This window comes from Streptomyces sp. NPDC026062, from assembly GCF_055568375.1.
On sequence record NZ_JBVHOQ010000010.1, the window covers coordinates 113,050 to 130,949 of the forward strand.

General features: G+C 68.9%; 18 protein-coding genes. 5 read left to right on the top strand and 13 right to left on the bottom strand.

What is annotated here, in order from left to right:
* Positions 1 to 14 precede the first annotated feature (14 nt).
* Both ACZ4LX_RS11715 and ACZ4LX_RS11720 read left to right on the top strand, forming a co-directional pair.
* On the top strand, positions 15 to 773 hold the full coding sequence (locus tag ACZ4LX_RS11715; protein WP_467642777.1) for an ABC transporter permease: 759 nt from the start codon (positions 15 to 17) through the stop codon (positions 771 to 773).
* 4 nt (positions 774 to 777) lie between these two features.
* A complete protein-coding gene (locus ACZ4LX_RS11720; protein WP_467642775.1) occupies positions 778 to 1,350 on the top strand; it encodes a cob(I)yrinic acid a,c-diamide adenosyltransferase in 573 nt (190 codons plus the stop codon).
* Positions 1,351 to 1,403: 53 nt separating this feature from the next.
* Here ACZ4LX_RS11720 and ACZ4LX_RS11725 read toward each other — a convergent pair whose 3' ends face one another.
* Positions 1,404 to 1,982: a hypothetical protein gene (locus ACZ4LX_RS11725; RefSeq protein ID WP_467642773.1), complete on the bottom strand. Its 579-nt coding sequence runs from the start codon at positions 1,980 to 1,982 to the stop codon at positions 1,404 to 1,406.
* A gap of 151 nt (positions 1,983 to 2,133) precedes the next feature.
* On the opposite strand from ACZ4LX_RS11725, the gene ACZ4LX_RS11730 reads away from it, so the two are divergent.
* The 3 genes from ACZ4LX_RS11730 (at position 2,134) to ACZ4LX_RS11740 (ending at position 6,087) form a co-directional block, all read left to right on the top strand.
* Positions 2,134 to 3,384 (top strand): sensor histidine kinase, encoded by a 1,251-nt coding sequence (locus tag ACZ4LX_RS11730; protein WP_467643024.1) that lies wholly within the window; start codon positions 2,134 to 2,136, stop codon positions 3,382 to 3,384.
* Complete coding sequence (locus ACZ4LX_RS11735) at positions 3,381 to 4,034, top strand: response regulator (RefSeq protein WP_467642771.1); 654 nt, start codon at positions 3,381 to 3,383, stop codon at positions 4,032 to 4,034. The genes ACZ4LX_RS11730 and ACZ4LX_RS11735 overlap by 4 nt, the downstream gene beginning before the upstream one ends.
* Positions 4,035 to 4,212: 178 nt before the next feature.
* A complete protein-coding gene (locus ACZ4LX_RS11740; protein WP_467642769.1) occupies positions 4,213 to 6,087 on the top strand; it encodes a glycosyl hydrolase family 18 protein in 1,875 nt (624 codons plus the stop codon).
* 243 nt (positions 6,088 to 6,330) lie between these two features.
* On the opposite strand, the gene ACZ4LX_RS11745 is transcribed toward ACZ4LX_RS11740, so the two are convergent.
* The 12 genes from ACZ4LX_RS11745 to ACZ4LX_RS11800 all read right to left on the bottom strand — a co-directional run bounded on the left by ACZ4LX_RS11745 (position 6,331) and on the right by ACZ4LX_RS11800 (position 17,702).
* A complete protein-coding gene (locus tag ACZ4LX_RS11745; RefSeq protein WP_467643022.1) occupies positions 6,331 to 6,777 on the bottom strand; it encodes a DUF2550 domain-containing protein in 447 nt (148 codons plus the stop codon).
* A 140-nt stretch (positions 6,778 to 6,917) separates the two neighbouring features.
* Positions 6,918 to 7,292, bottom strand: a complete 375-nt coding sequence (locus tag ACZ4LX_RS11750; protein WP_467642767.1) for a F0F1 ATP synthase subunit epsilon — start codon at positions 7,290 to 7,292, stop codon at positions 6,918 to 6,920.
* 109 nt (positions 7,293 to 7,401) lie between these two features.
* A complete protein-coding gene (gene atpD, locus ACZ4LX_RS11755; protein WP_136328753.1) occupies positions 7,402 to 8,844 on the bottom strand; it encodes a F0F1 ATP synthase subunit beta in 1,443 nt (480 codons plus the stop codon).
* Positions 8,844 to 9,761: a F0F1 ATP synthase subunit gamma gene (locus tag ACZ4LX_RS11760; RefSeq protein WP_467642765.1), complete on the bottom strand. Its 918-nt coding sequence runs from the start codon at positions 9,759 to 9,761 to the stop codon at positions 8,844 to 8,846. The genes atpD and ACZ4LX_RS11760 overlap by 1 nt, the downstream gene beginning before the upstream one ends.
* Positions 9,762 to 9,764: 3 nt before the next feature.
* On the bottom strand, positions 9,765 to 11,336 hold the full coding sequence (gene atpA, locus ACZ4LX_RS11765) for a F0F1 ATP synthase subunit alpha (RefSeq protein WP_467642763.1): 1,572 nt from the start codon (positions 11,334 to 11,336) through the stop codon (positions 9,765 to 9,767).
* Between the two features lie 140 nt (positions 11,337 to 11,476).
* Positions 11,477 to 12,292, bottom strand: a complete 816-nt coding sequence (locus ACZ4LX_RS11770) for a F0F1 ATP synthase subunit delta (RefSeq protein ID WP_467642761.1) — start codon at positions 12,290 to 12,292, stop codon at positions 11,477 to 11,479.
* Positions 12,289 to 12,834 (bottom strand): F0F1 ATP synthase subunit B, encoded by a 546-nt coding sequence (locus ACZ4LX_RS11775; RefSeq protein WP_136328757.1) that lies wholly within the window; start codon positions 12,832 to 12,834, stop codon positions 12,289 to 12,291. The genes ACZ4LX_RS11770 and ACZ4LX_RS11775 overlap by 4 nt, the downstream gene beginning before the upstream one ends.
* A 37-nt stretch (positions 12,835 to 12,871) precedes the next feature.
* A complete protein-coding gene (gene atpE, locus ACZ4LX_RS11780; protein ID WP_018102636.1) occupies positions 12,872 to 13,120 on the bottom strand; it encodes an ATP synthase F0 subunit C in 249 nt (82 codons plus the stop codon).
* Positions 13,121 to 13,187: 67 nt separating this feature from the next.
* Positions 13,188 to 14,009, bottom strand: a complete 822-nt coding sequence (gene atpB / locus ACZ4LX_RS11785; protein ID WP_467642759.1) for a F0F1 ATP synthase subunit A — start codon at positions 14,007 to 14,009, stop codon at positions 13,188 to 13,190.
* Positions 14,010 to 14,235: 226 nt separating this feature from the next.
* A complete protein-coding gene (locus ACZ4LX_RS11790) occupies positions 14,236 to 14,673 on the bottom strand; it encodes a hypothetical protein (protein WP_467642757.1) in 438 nt (145 codons plus the stop codon).
* Positions 14,674 to 14,932: 259 nt separating this feature from the next.
* Positions 14,933 to 16,324 carry an MraY family glycosyltransferase gene (locus tag ACZ4LX_RS11795; RefSeq protein WP_467642756.1) on the bottom strand — a complete coding sequence of 464 codons (1,392 nt, stop codon included), beginning with the start codon at positions 16,322 to 16,324 and terminating at the stop codon, positions 14,933 to 14,935.
* A gap of 115 nt (positions 16,325 to 16,439) precedes the next feature.
* The gene (locus ACZ4LX_RS11800; RefSeq protein WP_467642754.1) at positions 16,440 to 17,702 is read right to left on the bottom strand and encodes a serine hydroxymethyltransferase; all 1,263 of its coding nucleotides are present in this window, start codon (positions 17,700 to 17,702) and stop codon (positions 16,440 to 16,442) included.
* Positions 17,703 to 17,900 lie beyond the last annotated feature (198 nt).

A 17,900-nucleotide genomic window follows, 5' to 3' on the forward strand; every position in this document is an offset into this window, starting at 1 on the left:
CAGAATCGAGTCCCATGCTTCTCCACGACACCGCGCTCGTCTTCGGGCGGTACGCCCGGCAGACCCTGCGCTCCCGGTTCCAGATCCTCTTCGGCGTCCTCATGCCACTGCTCTACCTGCTCTTCTTCGGCCCGCTGCTCACCGGCCTGCCACTCGGTCCGGACGGTGACTCCTGGCAGGTGCTGGTCCCCGGACTGCTGCTCCAGCTCGGCCTGTTCGGCGCCTCGTTCGCCGGATTCGCCGTCATCATCGACAAGTCGACCGGGGTCATGGAGCGGATGCGGGTCACCCCGGTCAGCCGGACGGCGCTGCTCCTGGGCCGGGCCCTGCGCGATGCGCTGCTGTTCATGTTCCAGGCGGTGCTGCTGGTGCTCGTCGCCGTACTCATGGGCCTGCGCGCCCCGCTGCCCGGCGTGCTGATCGGCTTCGCCTTCGTCGGACTGCTGACGCTCTCGCTGGCCTCGCTCTCGTACACGCTGGCCATGAAGGTCTCCACGCCGCAGGAGTTCGGGCCGGTCATCAACTCGCTCACCATGCCGGCCATGCTGCTCTCCGGCCTGATGCTGCCGATGACCCTGGGCCCCCGGTGGCTGGACGTGCTCTCGCGCTTCACGCCGCTGCGCTACCTCGTGGACGCGGTGCGGGACGCGTACGTGGGCTCGTACGCCACCGCGCACATGCTGTACGGCGTGCTGGTCGCCCTCGGATTCACCGCGCTCGCGGTGACAGTGGGCACACGTGTCTTCAGAAGGGCGGGGGCCTCACTAGGCTGACCGCATGGTCAATCTGACACGTATCTACACCCGCACCGGCGACACCGGAACCACCGCCCTCGGCGACATGAGCCGGACCGCCAAGACCGATCTGCGGATCTCCGCCTACGCCGACAGCAACGAGGCCAACGCGGTCATCGGCACGGCGATCGCGCTCGGGCAGCTGACCGACGACGTCGTGAAGGTCCTCGTCCGCGTGCAGAACGACCTGTTCGACGTGGGCGCGGACCTGTCGACGCCGGTCGTCGAAGAGCCGAAGTACCCGCCGTTGCGGGTCGAGCAGTTCTACGTCGACAAGCTGGAGGCGGACTGCGACCACTTCCTGGAACAGGTGGAGAAGCTCCGCAGCTTCATCCTGCCCGGCGGCACCCCGGGCGCCGCGCTGCTGCACCAGGCCTGCACGGTGGTCCGCCGGGCGGAGCGGTCCACCTGGGCGGCGCTGGAGGTGCACGGCGAGGTCATGAACCCCCTGACGGCGACCTATCTCAACCGCCTCTCGGACCTGCTGTTCATCCTCGCCCGGGTGGCGAACAAGGAGGTCGGCGACGTGCTGTGGGTGCCGGGCGGCGAACGCTGACCACCGGCCCCGCCCGCGGTGTCCGCAGCCCGCGGGCGGAGCCCGGCGCATGCTCAGCGTCGCCCCGCGGGCGGGCCCGGCACATGCTTCGCGTCGGCCCGCGGGTCCTGCTTCGGGAAGAGCGTGTAGCTCGCCGCGATCACCAGGTTGAGGCCCATCACGAAGAGCATCGTCTGCTGCCACGACCGCAGGGACTCCGTGGCCCCGTCTCCGCCGACGTACCAGACGGCCGCCTGGAGCAGGGCCAGCGCGGTCCCTGCGGCCACCAGCCACCGCCCGGCGACCCGCCACTCGTGCGCGGCCCTCGCCCTCCCGTACTTCGGCGGTTTCACCGGCGGCGGACCTCCCGCGAAGCGGTGCGCGACCCGGGCGTCGGCCCACTTGATCGTGGAGTGCCCGAGCCCGACCGTGAAGCCGATGTAGACCGCGGCCAGCCCGTGCTTCCAGTCCGGGGCGGCGCCGTTCTTCAGGTCCACGGCCGTCACCACCAGCAGGACGACCTCCAGCAGCGGCTCGCACAGCAGCACGGCGGCGCCGAGCCGCGGCTTCCTCGCCGCGTAGCGCAGCGTGAGCCCCGCGGCCAGCAGCACCCAGAAGGCGATCTCGCAGAGAACGACCAGTGTGACAATCATGGTCCGGCTCCTTTTCCTCCCCTCCAGCGTCCCCGCCGCGGCGCTCCGGATCATCGGCCTGAGTGACGAACCGGCGCTGCATCCTTCGATGTACTCGCGGCTCACTCCGCGTACCGACGTCCGGCGGCGTCCCGCCGTGTTGGATGGGAGGGTGTTCCCTCTTCCCCGCCCCCACCGCGCCGATGTCCTCATCGCGGTCGTCGGACTGCTCGGCGGAACGATCCTCTCGCTGGTCGGGCTGCGCATGCAGACCGGCCGCCTCCTCGACGCGCCCTGGCTCGCGCTCATCCCGCTCACCGTGATGTCGGGGGCGGAGCTGCTGCGCCGGGGCGCCCCGCAGACGGCGCTGGTCGTCGGCACGCTCGCCCTGGTCGCCGACCAGTTCACGCGCGGGAATCTGGTGACGGTGCTGATGTTCACCGACGTGATGTACGCGGCCGTGCTGTACGGGACCCCGGCGGCCGCCCGCCGGATCCCGGTCGCCACCTTCCTGATCACGGTCGGCGTCACGATCGGATTCCTGGCCTGGTTCCGCGACGCCGAGGCCCTGCTCGTCGGCATCGTCGTGGGGCTCATCTCCTTCGGGCCGGCGCTGACCGCGGTCAGCGTCCGCAACCACCGCGACGCCGCGGAGACCGCCAGGCTGCGCGCCGACCAGACCGCTCTGCTGGCGGAGATGGACCGCGTCCAGGCGGTGACCGCCGAACGCGCCCGGATGGCACGCGAACTGCACGACATGGTCGCCAACCACCTCTCCGCCATCGCCATCCACTCCACCGCCGCCCTCTCCATCGACGACCCCGAGACCTCCAGGAACGCCCTCGGGGTGATCCGCGAGAACAGCGTCGACGGTCTGGCCGAAATGCGCCGTCTGATCGGGCTGTTGCGGACCGGGTCGGCGGACCTGGAGCCGAGCAGCTCACCCACCCTCGGCTCACTGGACGCCCTCATCGAGCAGCACCGGACGAACGCCACCTCCAGCGGGCTGACCTGCACCCTGTTCGACGCCCGCACCGACCCCGCCCAGCTGCCGGCCCCGGTCGAGCTCGCCGCGTACCGCATCGTCCAGGAGTCCCTGACGAACGCGCTCAAGCACGCCGCGCCCGGCCCGGTCACGGTACGGCTGGGGCAGACGAAGGAGCGGCTGACGGTGGAGGTGGACAGCGTCCTCGGGGACCGGCCGGGGCCGCGCGCCCCGGGTTCGGGGGCCGGCCTGACCGGGATGCGGGAGCGGGTGGCGCTGCTGGGCGGGGAGTTCGAGGCGGGGCCCGCACCCGGCGGGAGCGACGAGAAGGACGGGAACGGGAGCGGCGACAAGGACGGGAACAAGGGCGGGGACGGGATGAGGATCTGGCGTGTACGGGCCGAACTGCCCGTCGGAGAGGGGACGATGAAGCCATGACCATCCGGGTTCTGGTCGCCGAGGACCAGTCGGCCGTACGGGCGGGGCTCGTACTCATTCTGGGCAGCGCACCGGACATCGAGGTCGTCGGGGAGGCCGGTGACGGCGAGGAGGCCGTTCGGATGGCACGCGAACTCCGCCCGGACCTGGTGCTGATGGATATTCAGATGCCCCGCCTGGACGGGGTGTCCGCGACGAAGCAGGTGGTCGCGGAGCGGCTGGCGGACGTACTGGTGCTGACCACGTTCGACCTGGACGCGTACGTGTTCGGCGCGCTGCGGGCCGGGGCATCGGGCTTTCTGCTGAAGGACACCGAGGCGCGCGGGCTGCTCGACGCGGTGCGCACGGTGGCGGGCGGCGAGGGGCTGATCGCCCCTTCGGTGACGCGCCGGCTGATCGCGGAGTTCGCGGGAACCCAGCCGTCCGCACCTCAAAGGGGTCCTGACGGGGCGGCGGTTCTCGACGCACTCACCCGGCGCGAGCGCGAGGTGCTCGGCTGTCTCGGGGAGGGGCTGTCGAACGCGGAGATCGCGGCGCGGCTCTCGATGGCCGAGGCGACGGTGAAGACGCACGTCAGCCGGTTGCTGGGGAAGCTGGAGCTGCGCAGCCGGGTCCAGGCGGCGGTGCTGGCACAGGAGTTGGGTGTCTGAGGTTTATCCGCACCCGATTCCGAACTTTGGTCTGGACCTCTTGACGATTGGTCCAGACCTTCCTAATCTCACCGGACACACTGCGGTGAGCCCGACATGACAAGGCGGGCTCAGGGCGGCGCAGGGTTTGCAGTCCACGGACCACCCCGTTTGTCCGGACCTCACCCGAGGAGCACCGTTGAGCACTGATACCCCCCGCCGGACCCGATTCAGATTCGGGGCCGGAAGAGCCACCAGATCCAGAGCAGTCGCGGGCCTCACCGCACTGCTGCTTCCGCTTGCCGCGATGGTCGGCATGGCCTCCCCGGCCGAAGCCGCGACCTCGGCGACCGCCACCTACCTCAAGAAGTCCGACTGGGGCAGCGGCTTCGAGGGCCAGTGGACGGTGAAGAACACCGGCACCACCGCCCTCAGCTCCTGGACCATCGAGTGGGACTTCCCCGCCGGCACCGCCGCCGGCTCCGCCTGGGACGCCACCGTCACCAGCTCGGGCACCCACTGGACCGCCAAGAACCTCGGCTGGAACGGCTCGGTCGCACCGGGCGCCAGCGTCTCCTTCGGCTTCAACGGCACCGGCTCCGGCTCCCCCACCGGATGCAAGCTGAACGGCGCCTCCTGCGACGGCGGCAGCGTCCCCGGCGACAACGCCCCCTCGGCACCGGGCACCCCCACCGCGAGCGCCATCACGGACACCTCGGCGAAGCTGAGCTGGACCGCGGCCACCGACGACAACGGCATCAAGAACTACGACGTCCTGCGGGACGGCGCCGTCGTCGCCACGGTCACCGGCACCACGTACACGAACACCGGCCTCACCGCGGGCACCGACTACTCGTACACCGTGCAGGCCCGGGACACCGCCGACCAGACCGGTCCGGCCAGCGGCGCCGTCAAGGTGCACACCACCGGCGGCGGCACCGGCCCCGGCCCCGGCACCGGGGACAAGGTCAACCTCGGCTACTTCGCCGAATGGGGCGTCTACGGCCGGAACTACCACGTCAAGAACCTGGACACCTCGGGTTCGGCCGCGAAGATCACGCACATCAACTACGCCTTCGGCAACGTCCAGGGCGGCAAGTGCACCATCGGTGACTCCTACGCCGACTACGACAAGGCGTACACCGCCGACCAGTCCGTCGACGGCGTCGCCGACACCTGGGACCAGCCCCTGCGCGGCAGCTTCAACCAGCTGCGCAAGCTCAAGGCCAAGTACCCCCACATCAAGGTCCTCTGGTCCTTCGGCGGCTGGACCTGGTCCGGCGGCTTCGGCCAGGCCGCGCAGAACCCGGCCGCGTTCGCCCAGTCCTGCTACGACCTGGTCGAGGACCCGCGCTGGGCCGATGTCTTCGACGGCATCGACATCGACTGGGAGTACCCCAACGCCTGCGGTCTGACCTGTGACACCAGCGGCCCGGCCTCGCTCAAGGCCCTCACCTCCGCGCTGCGCACCAAGTTCGGCAGCAGCAACCTGGTGACCGCCGCGATCACGGCCGACGGCTCGCAGGGCGGCAAGATCGACCTGGCCGACTACGCGGGCGCCGCGCAGTCGCTGAACTGGTACAACGTGATGACGTACGACTTCTTCGGCGCCTGGGACGCGAAGGGCCCGACGGCTCCGCACTCCCCGCTCACGTCGTACAGCGGCATCCCGAAGGCCGGCTTCACCGCCACCGAGGCCATCAACAAGCTGAAGGCGCAGGGCGTCCCCGCCTCGAAGCTGCTGCTCGGCATCGGCTTCTACGGCCGGGGCTGGACCGGTGTCACCCAGGACGCACCCGGCGGCACCGCCACCGGCGCCGCGCCCGGCACGTACGAGGCGGGCATCGAGGACTACAAGGTCCTCAAGACCAGCTGCCCGTCCACCGGCACCATCGCCGGCACCGCGTACGCGCACTGCGGCACGAACTGGTGGAGCTACGACACCCCCGCCACCATCACGTCCAAGATGACCTGGGCGAAGAACCAGGGCCTGGGAGGCGCGTTCTTCTGGGAGTTCAGCGGTGACACCAGCAACGGTGAGCTCGTGAGCGCGATGAACAGCGGTCTCAAGTAATCCCCACCACAACGCTCGTCGCATAACTCCGAAAAGCACCGGGGAGACAGGTCCGCCCCCTGTCTCCCCGGTTTTCGCATGCGTGGATGCGTGGATGCGCGCAGGTGCTTACGTGTACGTGTGCCTGCGTATGTGCGTACGTGTACGTGTGCCTGCGCGTATGTGCGTACGTGTGCCTGCCGCCTCGGGCCAGGCGCGCCCTCTCCCCCGGACTCCGTCCGGAAAGGGGCGGTCCTTCAGGAGCTAGGCCACATTGACTCGCTGGCCGGGCGGTGCCGCCTCCAGCCAGGCGAGGAATCCGGTCAGGGCGTCCTCGCTCATCGCCAGCTCCAGGCGGGTATCCCGGTGGAGACAGCCGAGCACGACGGCGTCGGAAAGCAGTGCGAGCTCCTCCTCGCCCTCGGGCAGCCGGCGGGCGACCACCTCGATCGAGGAACGCTCCAGCACCCGGCGCGGGCGCGGGGAGTAGCTGAAGACCCGGAACCAGTCGACCTTGTCGCCGTGATAACGGGCGACCCCGTACACCCAGCCCTTGCCCGAGAGATCGGGCTCCGCCGGCACATTCCAGCGCAGACTGCAGTCGAAGGTCCCGCCGGAGCGCTGAATCAGCCGCCGGCGCAGACCGAAGACGAAGAGCCCCATCAGAACCAGTGCGACGACGAGACCGCCCACCCACAGCGCGAGGACCATCTTCACCGACCTCCTCGCGTCATCGAGTAAACGGATACCGCCCGAACTTCACCTGCACCTGCATCGCCTCAGCCGCGACACGGTCTGGAGGGGTCTCCAGCACGGGCCGCGGCTGAGGGTAAAGCCATTGCGTGGGGTGACTAGTGCACCGCCACCGCACGCAGTCGTACATCGGCGCGGCGCTCGGCGGCGCTGTCCGTGTCCGACTTCGCACGCTCGAGCGCACGCTCCGCGCGCTCGACATCGATCTCGTCGGCCAGCTCGGCGATCTCCGCCAGCAGCGAGAGCTTGTCGTCGGCGAAGGAGATGAAACCGCCGTGCACAGCGGCGACGACAGTGCCGCCCTCGCTCGTACGGATCGTCACCGGGCCCGATTCCAGCACACCCAGGAGCGGCTGGTGACCGGGCATGACGCCGATGTCGCCGGACGTGGTACGTGCGACAACGAGGGTGGCCTCGCCGGACCAGACACTGCGGTCCGCGGCGACCAGCTCGACATGCAGCTCAGCAGCCAAGGGTGGCTCCTCGGGTCACCACCCGGCGGTCGTGCCGGGTGTTGGGTCAATTCTACGGGGCGTGGTGAGGGGGGCGGGACACACCCACCCCCCTCGGTGAGCCGGAGGCTCAGGAGACGCCGAGCTCCTTGGCGTTGGCCTTCAGGTCCTCGATGCCACCGCACATGAAGAACGCCTGCTCGGGGAAGTGGTCGTACTCCCCGTCACAGATCGCGTTGAACGCGGCGATCGACTCGTCGAGCGGAACGTCCGAACCGTCCAGGCCGGTGAACTGCTTGGCGGCGTGGGTGTTCTGCGACAGGAAGCGCTCGACACGACGGGCACGGTGGACAACGAGCTTGTCCTCCTCGCCCAGCTCGTCGATACCGAGGATCGCGATGATGTCCTGGAGGTCCTTGTACTTCTGCAGGATCCCCTTGACACGGCTGGCCGTGTCGTAGTGGTCCTGCGCGATGTAACGCGGGTCCAGGATGCGGGACGTGGAGTCCAGCGGGTCCACGGCCGGGTAGATGCCCTTCTCGGAGATCGGACGGGAGAGAACCGTCGTCGCGTCGAGGTGGGCGAACGTGGTGGCCGGGGCCGGGTCGGTCAGGTCGTCCGCGGGGACGTAGATCGCCTGCATCGAGGTGATCGAGTGACCACGCGTCGAGGTGATGCGCTCCTGGAGCACACCCATCTCGTCGGCCAGGGTCGGCTGGTAACCCACTGCGGACGGCATACGGCCGAGCAGCGTGGAGACCTCGGAACCGGCCTGCGTGAAGCGGAAGATGTTGTCGATGAAGAGCAGCACGTCCTGCTTCTGCACATCGCGGAAGTACTCCGCCATGGTCAGGGCGGACAGCGCCACGCGCAGACGCGTCCCCGGCGGCTCGTCCATCTGGCCGAAGACGAGCGCGGTCTTCTCCAGAACGCCCGAGTCCGTCATCTCGTCGATGAGGTCGTTGCCCTCACGGGTACGCTCACCGACGCCGGCGAACACCGACACACCGTCGTGCAGCTTCGCCACACGCATGATCATTTCCTGGATGAGGACCGTCTTGCCGACGCCCGCACCACCGAACAGACCGATCTTGCCGCCCTTGACGTACGGGGTCAGCAGGTCGACGACCTTCAGGCCGGTCTCGAACATCTCGGTCTTGGACTCGAGCTGGTCGAAGGCCGGGGCCTTGCGGTGGATCGGCCAGCGCTCGGTGATCTGAGCTTCGGCCTCCGGCTCGTTCAGGATCTGACCGAGGGTGTTGAACACCTTGCCCTTGGTGATGTCACCGACGGGAACGGTGATGCCCGCGCCCGTGTCGGTCACCGGGGCCTGGCGGACCAGACCGTCGGTGGGCTGCATCGAGATCGCGCGGACCACGCCGTCACCCAGGTGCTGGGCGACTTCGAGGGTCAGCGTCTTACGAGCGCCGGCCTCGGCCGGGTCGTCGACCTCGACGTGCAGGGCGTTGTAGATCTCCGGCATCGCGTCGACGGGGAACTCCACGTCGACGACCGGGCCGATGACCCGGGCGACGCGGCCCGTGGCAGCGGCCGTCTCAACTGTCGTCGTCATTACTTGTCACTCCCCGCGGACGCGTCGGCCAGCGCACCTGCACCGCCGACGATCTCGCTGATTTCCTGGGTGATTTCGGCCTGGCGGGCCGCGTTGGCAAGCCGGGAGAGGCTCTTGATCAGATCCCCGGCATTGTCGGTCGCCGACTTCATCGCGCGGCGGCGGGCGGCGTGCTCGGAAGCGGCGGCCTGCAGCAGTGCGTTGTAGATGCGGCTCTCGACGTAGCGCGGCAGAAGGGCGTCGAGGACGTCCTCCGCCGACGGCTCGAAGTCGAACAGGGGAAGGATCTCGTCCTTCGTCCCGCTCTCCTCCGCGACCTGGTCGATCGAGAGCGGCAGCATCCGGCCGTCGACCGCGTTCTGCGTCATCATCGACACGAACTCGGTGAAGACGATGTGCAGCTCGTCGACGCCGCCCTCGGCCGTGTCCTTCTGGATGGACTCGATCAGGGGCGCCGCGATCTTCTTGGCGTCCGCGTACTCCGGGCTGTCGGTGAAGCCGGTCCACGACTCCACGACCTTGCGCTCGCGGAAGCCGTAGTAGGCGACACCCTTGCGGCCGACGATGTAGGTGTCGACCTCCTTGCCCTCGGCCGCCAGCCGCTCCCGCAGCTTCTCCGCGGCCTTGATGGCGTTGGAGGAGTAGCCGCCGGCCAGACCCCGGTCGCTCGTGAGAAGCAGGACCGCGGCCCGCACCGGGGCGTCGGCCTCGGTGGTGAGCGGGTGCTTGGTGTTGGAGCCGGTCGCCACCGCGGTCACCGCACGGGTGAGCTCGGTCGCGTACGGCATCGACGCCGTCACCTTGCGCTGCGCCTTGACGATGCGCGAGGCGGCGATCATCTCCATCGCCTTGGTGATCTTCTTGGTCGCGGTGACGGCTTGGATGCGGCGCTTGTAAACGCGAAGCTGAGCGCCCATCGATCAGCCCTCGCCCAGGAGCTTGCCGTCCGAGGTCTCGAACTGCTGCTTGAAGGCGGCGATCGCGTCGGCGACCGACTGCAGCGTGTCGTCGGACATCTTGCCGCCCTCGGCGATGCTGGTCAGGAGGTCCTTGCGCTCACGGCGCAGGTACTCCAGCAGCTCGGTCTCGAAGCGGCGGATGTCCTCGACCGGGACGTCGTCCATCTTGCCCGTGGTACCGGCCCAGACGGAGACGACCTGCTCCTCCATCGGGAACGGGGCGTACTGCGGCTGCTTCAGCAGCTCGACCATGCGCTTGCCGCGCTCCAGCGACGCCTTGGAGGCCGCGTCCAGGTCGGAACCGAAGGCGGCGAACGCCTCCAGCTCACGGAACTGGGCGAGGTCCACGCGCAGTCGGCCGGAAACCTGCTTCATGGCCTTGTGCTGGGCGGAGCCACCGACTCGGGAGACCGAGATACCGACGTTGAGCGCCGGACGCTGACCCGCGTTGAACAGGTCGGACTCCAGGAAGCACTGGCCGTCGGTGATGGAGATGACGTTGGTCGGGATGAACGCCGACACGTCGTTCGCCTTGGTCTCGACGATCGGGAGGCCCGTCATCGAACCGGCGCCCATGTCGTCGGAGAGCTTGGCGCAGCGCTCCAGCAGACGCGAGTGCAGGTAGAAGACGTCGCCCGGGTAGGCCTCACGGCCCGGCGGGCGGCGCAGCAGAAGCGACACGGCGCGGTAGGCGTCGGCCTGCTTCGAGAGGTCGTCGAAGATGATCAGAACGTGCTTGCCGTCGTACATCCAGTGCTGGCCGATGGCCGAACCGGTGTACGGCGCCAGGTACTTGAAGCCGGCCGGGTCGGACGCCGGGGCGGCGACGATGGTCGTGTACTCAAGGGCGCCGGCCTCTTCCAGGGCACCTCGCACGGAGGCGATGGTGGAGCCCTTCTGACCGATGGCGACGTAGATGCAGCGGACCTGCTTGTTCACGTCGCCCGAGCGCCAGTTGTCGCGCTGGTTGATGATCGTGTCGACGGCCAGCGCGGTCTTACCCGTCTGACGGTCGCCGATGATCAGCTGACGCTGGCCTCGGCCGATCGGCACCATGGCGTCGACGGCCTTGTAGCCGGTCTGCATCGGCTCGTGCACCGACTTGCGGACCATGACGCCAGGGGCCTGCAGTTCGAGGGCGCGACGGCCTTCGGTCGCGATCTCGCCGAGACCGTCGATCGGGTTGCCGAGCGGGTCGACGACGCGGCCGAGGTAACCCTCGCCGACGCCGACGGAGAGCACCTCACCGGTGCGCTGCACCGGCTGGCCCTCCTCGATTCCGCTGAACTCGCCGAGGACGATCGCACCGATCTCGCGCTCTTCGAGGTTGAGGGCGAGACCGAGGGTTCCGTCCTCGAACTTCAGCAGTTCGTTCGCCATGGCGGAGGGCAGACCCTCCACCTTCGCGATGCCGTCGCCGGCAACGCTGACCGTTCCGACCTCCTCGCGCGAGGCCGCGTCCGGCTGGTACGACTGGACAAAGTTCTCCAGTGCGTCCCGGATCTCCTCCGGCCGGATCGTGAGCTCCGCCATCTGGGTTCCCTGCTCTCCTTGTTGGGCCCGAAGTTTCTTAAGGGGGTCTGGGGGCCGACCCCCAGGAATCTTCTGCAATTTCTGCACGGCCCAACCGGGCCGCTGGTCTTGCTCTGTTCTGTTTGGTACGCGGCGCAGTGTCAGCCGGCCATGCGGCGGGTCGCCTCGTCGAGGCGCTCCGCGACGCTTCCGTTGATGACCTCGTCACCGACCCGCACCACGATCCCGCCGAGGACCTCGGGGTCCACGTCGAGGCTCAGGTGCATCTGCCGGCCGTAGATCTTCGCCAGGGCGGCGCCGAGACGCTGCTTCTGCCGGTCACTGAGCGGCACGGCCGAGGTGACGACCGCCACCACGCGGTCCCGGCGGTCCGCGGCGAGCTTGGAGAGGGAGTCGAGTCCCGCTTCCAGGCTACGTCCCCGGGGCTGGGTGACAAGCCGCACGACGATGCGCTCGGTGGTGGGCCGCGCCTTGCCGCCGAGCAGGCTGCGCAGCAGCTCGCCCTTGGCGGCGGGGGTCGCGGTCCGGCTGGTGAGCGCGGAACGCAGCTCGGGGTCCGAGGCCACGATCCGGCCGAACCGGAAGAGCTCGTCCTCGACGTCGTCGAGGTCCCCGCCGCGCTGGGCGGCGGTGAGGTCCGCGGTGTTGGCCAGTTCCTCGATCGAGTCGACCAGGTCACGCGACTGCGACCAGCGCGAACGGACCATGCCGGAGACCAGGTCGACGGCTTCGCCGCCCACCTGGCCGCTCAGCAGCCGTCCGGCCAGCTCGGCCCTGGCCTCGCCGGCCTGCGCCGGGTCGGTCAGGACCCGGCGCAGCGACACCTCGCGGTGCAGCAGCGCCGTGACGCCGGCCAGGTCCTCGGCGAGCTTCGCCGCGTCGACCGACGTGTTGTCGGTCAGCGCGTCGAGACGCTCGCGTGCGGCAGCCAGTGCCTCGCGGCTCGCGCTGTTCATCGGACGGCCTCGGCCTTCGCCTCGAGCTCGTCGAGGAACCGGTCGACGGTGCCGCTCTGCCGGGCGTGGTCCTCGAGGGACTCGCCGACGAGCTTGCCGGCCAGGTCGGTGGCGAGCTTGCCCACGTCCTGACGCAGCGCGGACGCCGCGGCCTTGCGGTCGGCCTCGATCTGGGCGTGACCGGCGGCGACGATCTCCTCGCGCTGCCGCTGGCCTTCCGCCCTCATCTCCTGCAGGATCACGGCGCCCTGCTCCTGCGCCTCCTGGCGCAGACGAGCGGCTTCGTGGCGGGCCTCGGCGAGCTGAGCCTTGTACTGCTCAAGAACGCTCTGGGCCTCGGTCTGGGCCGCATCGGCCTTTTCGATACCGCCTTCGATGGCCTCGCGGCGCTCTTCCAGAACCTTGTTGATGTTCGGGAGGAGCTTCTTGGCGAGGAAGCCGAAAACGATGACGAAAGCGATGAGGCCAATGACGAGCTCAGGGATCGGCGGGATGAGCGGGTTTTCCGCTTCCTCCGCCGCGAGCTGAACCAGGGGGTTCACGTCAGTGCCTTCCGTCGAATGGGCTGTTCGCGACCGGTCAGGAGGTCGGGTAGACGAACGGCATGACCAGACCGATCAGGGCGAGCGCCTCACAGAAGGCGAAGCCGAGGATCTGGTTGGCGCGGATGAGACCGGCAGCCTCGGGCTGACGGGCGAGCGCCTGGGTGCCGTTACCGAAGATGATGCCGATGCCGACGCCGGGGCCGATCGCGGCGAGGCCGTAACCGATCGAGCCGAGGTTGCCCTTGATTTCGACGCCGGCGGCGAGGGTCTGGAGAGCGGACATGCCGGTTCTTCCTTCTCTTTCAATGTCCGGTGGGGGTTGGCCACCGGGTGCTTCAGGAGGTGGGTGCTCAGTGGCCCTTGGCGAGAGCGCCCTGGATGTAGCTGCAGGCCAGCAGCACGAACACATAGGCCTGGACAGCCTGGATGAAGAGCTCGAAGGCCGTCATCACGAGGACCATCACGAACGACACGCCCGCGTAGGCGATACCGATGCCGTTGAGCATGTACCAGCTGGCGATCGTGAAGAGCAGCAGGAGCGTGTGGCCCGCGAACATGTTGGCGAAGAGTCGGACCGCGTGCGTGAACGGCCGGACCAGCAGGTTCGAGAACAACTCGATGGTCATCGAGAGCGGCAGGACCCCGCCGAGGCTCTTGTCGTAGCCCGTGAAGTTCTTGAAGGCTCCGACGAAGCCGTGCTTCTTGAAGGTCAGGGCGACCCAGATCACGTAGACGATGCCGGCGAGGACCGCCGGGTACGAAATGATCGCCGTCACGGGGAACTGCGCGATCGGGATGATGGACCAGAGGTTCATCATCCAGATGACGAAGAACAGGGAGACCATCAGCGGGACGTACTTCTCGCCGTCGCGCTTGCCGATCGTCTCGTAGACGATGCCGCGGCGGATGAAGTCGTAACCGGCCTCGGCGGTCATCTGAAGCTTGCCGGGCACCAACTTCGGCTTGCGGAAGGCGGCCCAGAAGAAGCCAACGATGATCACCGAGCCGAGCAGGGCCAGCAGCATCGTCTTGTTGAAGTACAAGTTGCTGTCCGCGTCGCCCCAGAGGGGCTCGAACAGGAACGAGTGCAGGCCGGGTGCCGGAAAGCCACAACCGTCGAAGAGGTGGCAGTCGGTCTCGAAGGCGAGCACCTGTGTCGGGTCAGCACTCACCGCGGGCTCCTTCAGCGTGGCGCATAGGTACGGCAACCTCGTTGTGTCGGCGCGGCGCGCAGCCGCGGTTCGGCACTGGACTGGTGTTTCGGATGTGTGAGCGGCAGTCAGGCATGTGAGCCTCGCGATTGTGCAGGCGTCAGCTCACATGCCCGCGCCCGCAGTGCCGCAGTTGGAACCGGACGATAGCAGGGTCGTGATCCCACACTTATTCCGCCCCTACCCTTCACGCTGCGGACCCCGGCTTCTTGGGCTTTTCGTCCTTGTCGGACTCGGGTTCCACGTAAAGGATCTTGGCCTTCATGTGCGCACGCGCCTGTGCGCCGATCCACACGAGTGTCGTCACGACCAGAGTGATCGCGAAGGCCTTCGGGTTGAACAGCGAGGTGTTCTTGAATGCGGCGACGAAGATGAACAGGAGCAGGAGCTGCGCCGTGTACAGCGCGAGCCCCATCGCCTGGAAGAGGTGGGGCATGGACCGGGCGGTCCTCTGCAGGACCATCAGTCCGATCCCCATGAAGAGAATGACCACGATCGTCGCAACGATCGCGCCCAGGGCTCCCTTGCCACCGGCGACGCCAGCGCTGACCGCGGCGGCGACAGCGCCGGCGACAGCGGTGGGTACGGCGACCTGGAGGAGAGTCCGGACGTCGTTGGACGGCATGGCGGCAGCTCCGCTTGCTGGGGGTGGGCAGTGTGTCGTCATGGACGAGCGTAGGCCCGGTCCGAGTCGATGCCTCGGGCCAATGGACCGTGCTACTCAGGTCCTTCGGCTCTGTCACCGGGCTTCGTGAACGGTATCACAAACTATTTGATGAGGTCTTTACCTAGAAAGTGTGCTTGCTGTCACACGTAAGAGCTAATTCGCGCGTGTGAGCAAGACAACTCAATAACTTGTCTGGTATTGCCCCTTGGTGCCCGAATCACCGGCGCGTTGAATCGGCTTTCCGCCGGTCCGCGAAGCGCGAGCGGGGGCCGATCGCGGTCGCTCCGTTGACGCCGGACACTCCTGCGGCAATCGGGGCCTGCGGTGCGGGCTCGTGCCCATTCTGCCCCATCTGATCGCCCAGGGGCGCCTGTTGGCTCGCCGGCCCCTGCGAAGGCTCCGCCCCGGGCTCTGCCTCGCGGCGGCGCCGACGACGGCGGTACCTGGGCGGTACGACGCGTTCCGCCCAGCGGGGGGCGCGCGGAGTGAATCGCGGCATCAGCAGCAGGATCAGTCCGAGCGCGCTCAGCCCCACGATCAGGAGCACGATCCACATCGACGTCGAATGCACCGAATAGCCGACCGCGCCGAAGGCGATCAGGGCCGACCAGAAGTACATGATCAGCACCGACCGGCTGTGCGAATGGCCGATCTCCAGCAGCCGGTGGTGCAGATGTCCTCGGTCCGCCGCGAACGGCGACTGGCCGTTCCAGGTGCGCCGCACGATCGCCAGCACCAGGTCCGCGGCCGGGATCGCGATGATCGTCAGCGGCAGGAGCAGCGGGATGAAGACCGGCAGCATCGCGTGGGTCGCCTGCCGCTCGCTTCCCGCGAAGAGCTTCATGGCGTCCGGGTCGACCTGTCCGGTGACGGAGATCGCGCCGGCGGCGAGCACCAGGCCGATCAGCATCGATCCGGAGTCCCCCATGAAGATCCGCGCGGGATGCATGTTGTGCGGCAGGAAGCCCAGGCACATGCCCATCAGGATCGCCGTGAAGAGCGTCGCGGGGGCCGCCGCCTCGATCCCGTAGCCGTACCAGAGCCGGTAGGTGTAGAGGAAGAGCGCGGCCGCGGCGATGCAGACCATGCCGGCCGCCAGGCCGTCCAGGCCGTCGACGAAGTTGACCGCGTTGATGGTGATGACGACGAGCGCGACGGTCAGCAGCGTGCCCTGCCACTGGGTGAGCGGGACCGTGCCGACGCCCGGGATCGGCAGCCACAGGATCGTGAGGCCCTGGAGCACCATGACCGCCGCGGCGATCATCTGTCCGCCCAGCTTGATCAGGGCGTCGATCTCGAACTTGTCGTCCAGGACGCCGATCAGCCAGATCAGGGCCGCCCCGGAGAGCAGCGCCCTCGGCTCGTTGGAGAGCTCGAAGACGCCGTCGAGGTTGGACAGGTGATCGGCGACGATCAGCCCGGCACAGAGCCCGCCGAACATGGCGATGCCACCGAGCCTCGGTGTCGGTTCGCGGTGGACGTCACGCGCACGGATCGCGGGCATCGCCCCGACCGCGATGGCGAACTTACGCACCGGGCCGGTGAGCAGATACGTCACCGCAGCCGTGACACAGAGCGTCAGCAAGTAATCACGCACGGGCTGCCCCACAAATGTCGCCGGCCATCTCAGCCCACACTTTAGCTACGTCGGCCTCATGGTCGAGGACACAGTGGCTCCGGCGATGGTTGCGCGGACAGCCGCCATCACCGTCATACGCCCCATTTCACCCCGGATACGGCGGGTGCTGCGCCGCCATCTCCCGGACCTCCGCGAGGACATCGCCGCCCTCCCCGCGCACCGCGGACCCGAACAGCACCGCGAGGCGCGCCATGTCGGACTCGTCCATGCCCTGGGTGGTGACGGCCGCGGTGCCGAGCCTGATGCCCCGGGCGTCCCCGTACGGCAGCGCGCAGGTGTCCAGCACCATTCCGGCGGCGGCCAGCCGGGCGCGGGCGGTGGGTCCGTCGACGCCGAGCGGCGACGGGTCCGCGACGATCAGGTGGGTGTCCGTGCCGCCGGTCGCGACGTCGAAGCCCTCCGCCTCCAGACCGGCCGCCAGCACCCGGGCGTGGGCCACCACCTGGTGGGCGTACGCGGCGAAGGCCGGCGCCGCCGCCTCGCCGAACGCGACGGCCTTCGCCGCCACCGTGTGCATCTGGGCGCCGCCCTGCGTGAAGGGGAACACGGCCCGGTCGATCCGCTCGGCCAGTTCCGCGCCGCACAGGATCATGCCGCCGCGCGGCCCCCGCAGCACCTTGTGCGTGGTGGCGCAGACCACGTCCGCGTACGGTACGGGGCTCGGCGCCGCTCCCCCGGCGATCAGGCCCATCGGGTGCGCGGAGTCGGCGACGAGATACGCGCCCACGTCGTCGCAGATCTCCCGGAACAGCTCGTGGTCCGGGTGACGGGGGTAGGAGATCGAGCCGCTGACGATCGCCTTGGGCCGGTGCGTACGGGCCAGTGTGCGGACCTGGTCGTAGTCGATCAGCCCGCTCTCGGAGTCCACCCCGTAGCCGATGAACTCGAACCAGCGGCCGGAGAAGTTGGCGGGCGAGCCGTGGGTGAGGTGGCCGCCGTACGGGAGTCCCATCGCGAGCACCGTGTCGCCGGGCCGCAGCAGCGCCGCGTACGCCGCGAGGACGGCCGAGGATCCGGAGTGGGGCTGCACATTGGCGTGTTCGGCGCCGAAGAGCGCGGTGGCCCGGCGGATCGCGATGCGTTCGGCCGCGTCCGCCTGCTCGCAGCCGCCGTGGTGACGGGCGCCGGGGTACCCCTCGGCGTACTTGTTGGCGAGCGGCGAGCCGAGGGCGGCCAGGACCGCGGGCGAGGTGAAGTTCTCCGCCGCGGTCAGCTGAAGGGTCTCGGACTGCCGGCGGACCTCCCCCACCAGCACATCGGCGATCTCCGGGTCCTCCCGGAGCAGGGCGCCGAAGTCCTGCGGCAGGGCGGCGACGGCGGAGGGGGCGGCAGCGGTGGTGACCGGCATCGGGGACTCCGGGCCTGAGGAGAGAGCGCCTGGGAGGTGAAGGCGCCTGGGGAGGGGGCGTCAGCTCCAATGTAGGCCCGTGGCGGGTCCGCTGCGCGCTGTCGTGGGCCGTGGCGCACCCGTCCGGGGGCAAGGGCCCGGCCCTCTCGTACGGCCCTCAGCGCGGCGTGCACAGCCCCTGGGGCGTCAGCCGTGGGG

Coding starts and splice junctions, on each gene's coding strand:
- ACZ4LX_RS11745 (WP_467643022.1), bottom strand. CDS start 6,777: ATGGTCCTCGCGCTGTGGGTGGGCGGTCTCGTCGTCGCACTGGTTCTG.
- ACZ4LX_RS11715 (WP_467642777.1), top strand. CDS start 15: ATGCTTCTCCACGACACCGCGCTCGTCTTCGGGCGGTACGCCCGGCAG.
- ACZ4LX_RS11800 (WP_467642754.1), bottom strand. CDS start 17,702: ATGCCGGTCACCACCGCTGCCGCCCCCTCCGCCGTCGCCGCCCTGCCG.
- ACZ4LX_RS11735 (WP_467642771.1), top strand. CDS start 3,381: ATGACCATCCGGGTTCTGGTCGCCGAGGACCAGTCGGCCGTACGGGCG.
- ACZ4LX_RS11720 (WP_467642775.1), top strand. CDS start 778: ATGGTCAATCTGACACGTATCTACACCCGCACCGGCGACACCGGAACC.
- atpD (WP_136328753.1), bottom strand. CDS start 8,844: ATGACGACGACAGTTGAGACGGCCGCTGCCACGGGCCGCGTCGCCCGG.
- atpE (WP_018102636.1), bottom strand. CDS start 13,120: ATGTCCGCTCTCCAGACCCTCGCCGCCGGCGTCGAAATCAAGGGCAAC.
- ACZ4LX_RS11725 (WP_467642773.1), bottom strand. CDS start 1,982: ATGATTGTCACACTGGTCGTTCTCTGCGAGATCGCCTTCTGGGTGCTG.
- atpA (WP_467642763.1), bottom strand. CDS start 11,336: ATGGCGGAGCTCACGATCCGGCCGGAGGAGATCCGGGACGCACTGGAG.
- ACZ4LX_RS11760 (WP_467642765.1), bottom strand. CDS start 9,761: ATGGGCGCTCAGCTTCGCGTTTACAAGCGCCGCATCCAAGCCGTCACC.
- ACZ4LX_RS11790 (WP_467642757.1), bottom strand. CDS start 14,673: ATGCCGTCCAACGACGTCCGGACTCTCCTCCAGGTCGCCGTACCCACC.
- ACZ4LX_RS11770 (WP_467642761.1), bottom strand. CDS start 12,292: ATGAACAGCGCGAGCCGCGAGGCACTGGCTGCCGCACGCGAGCGTCTC.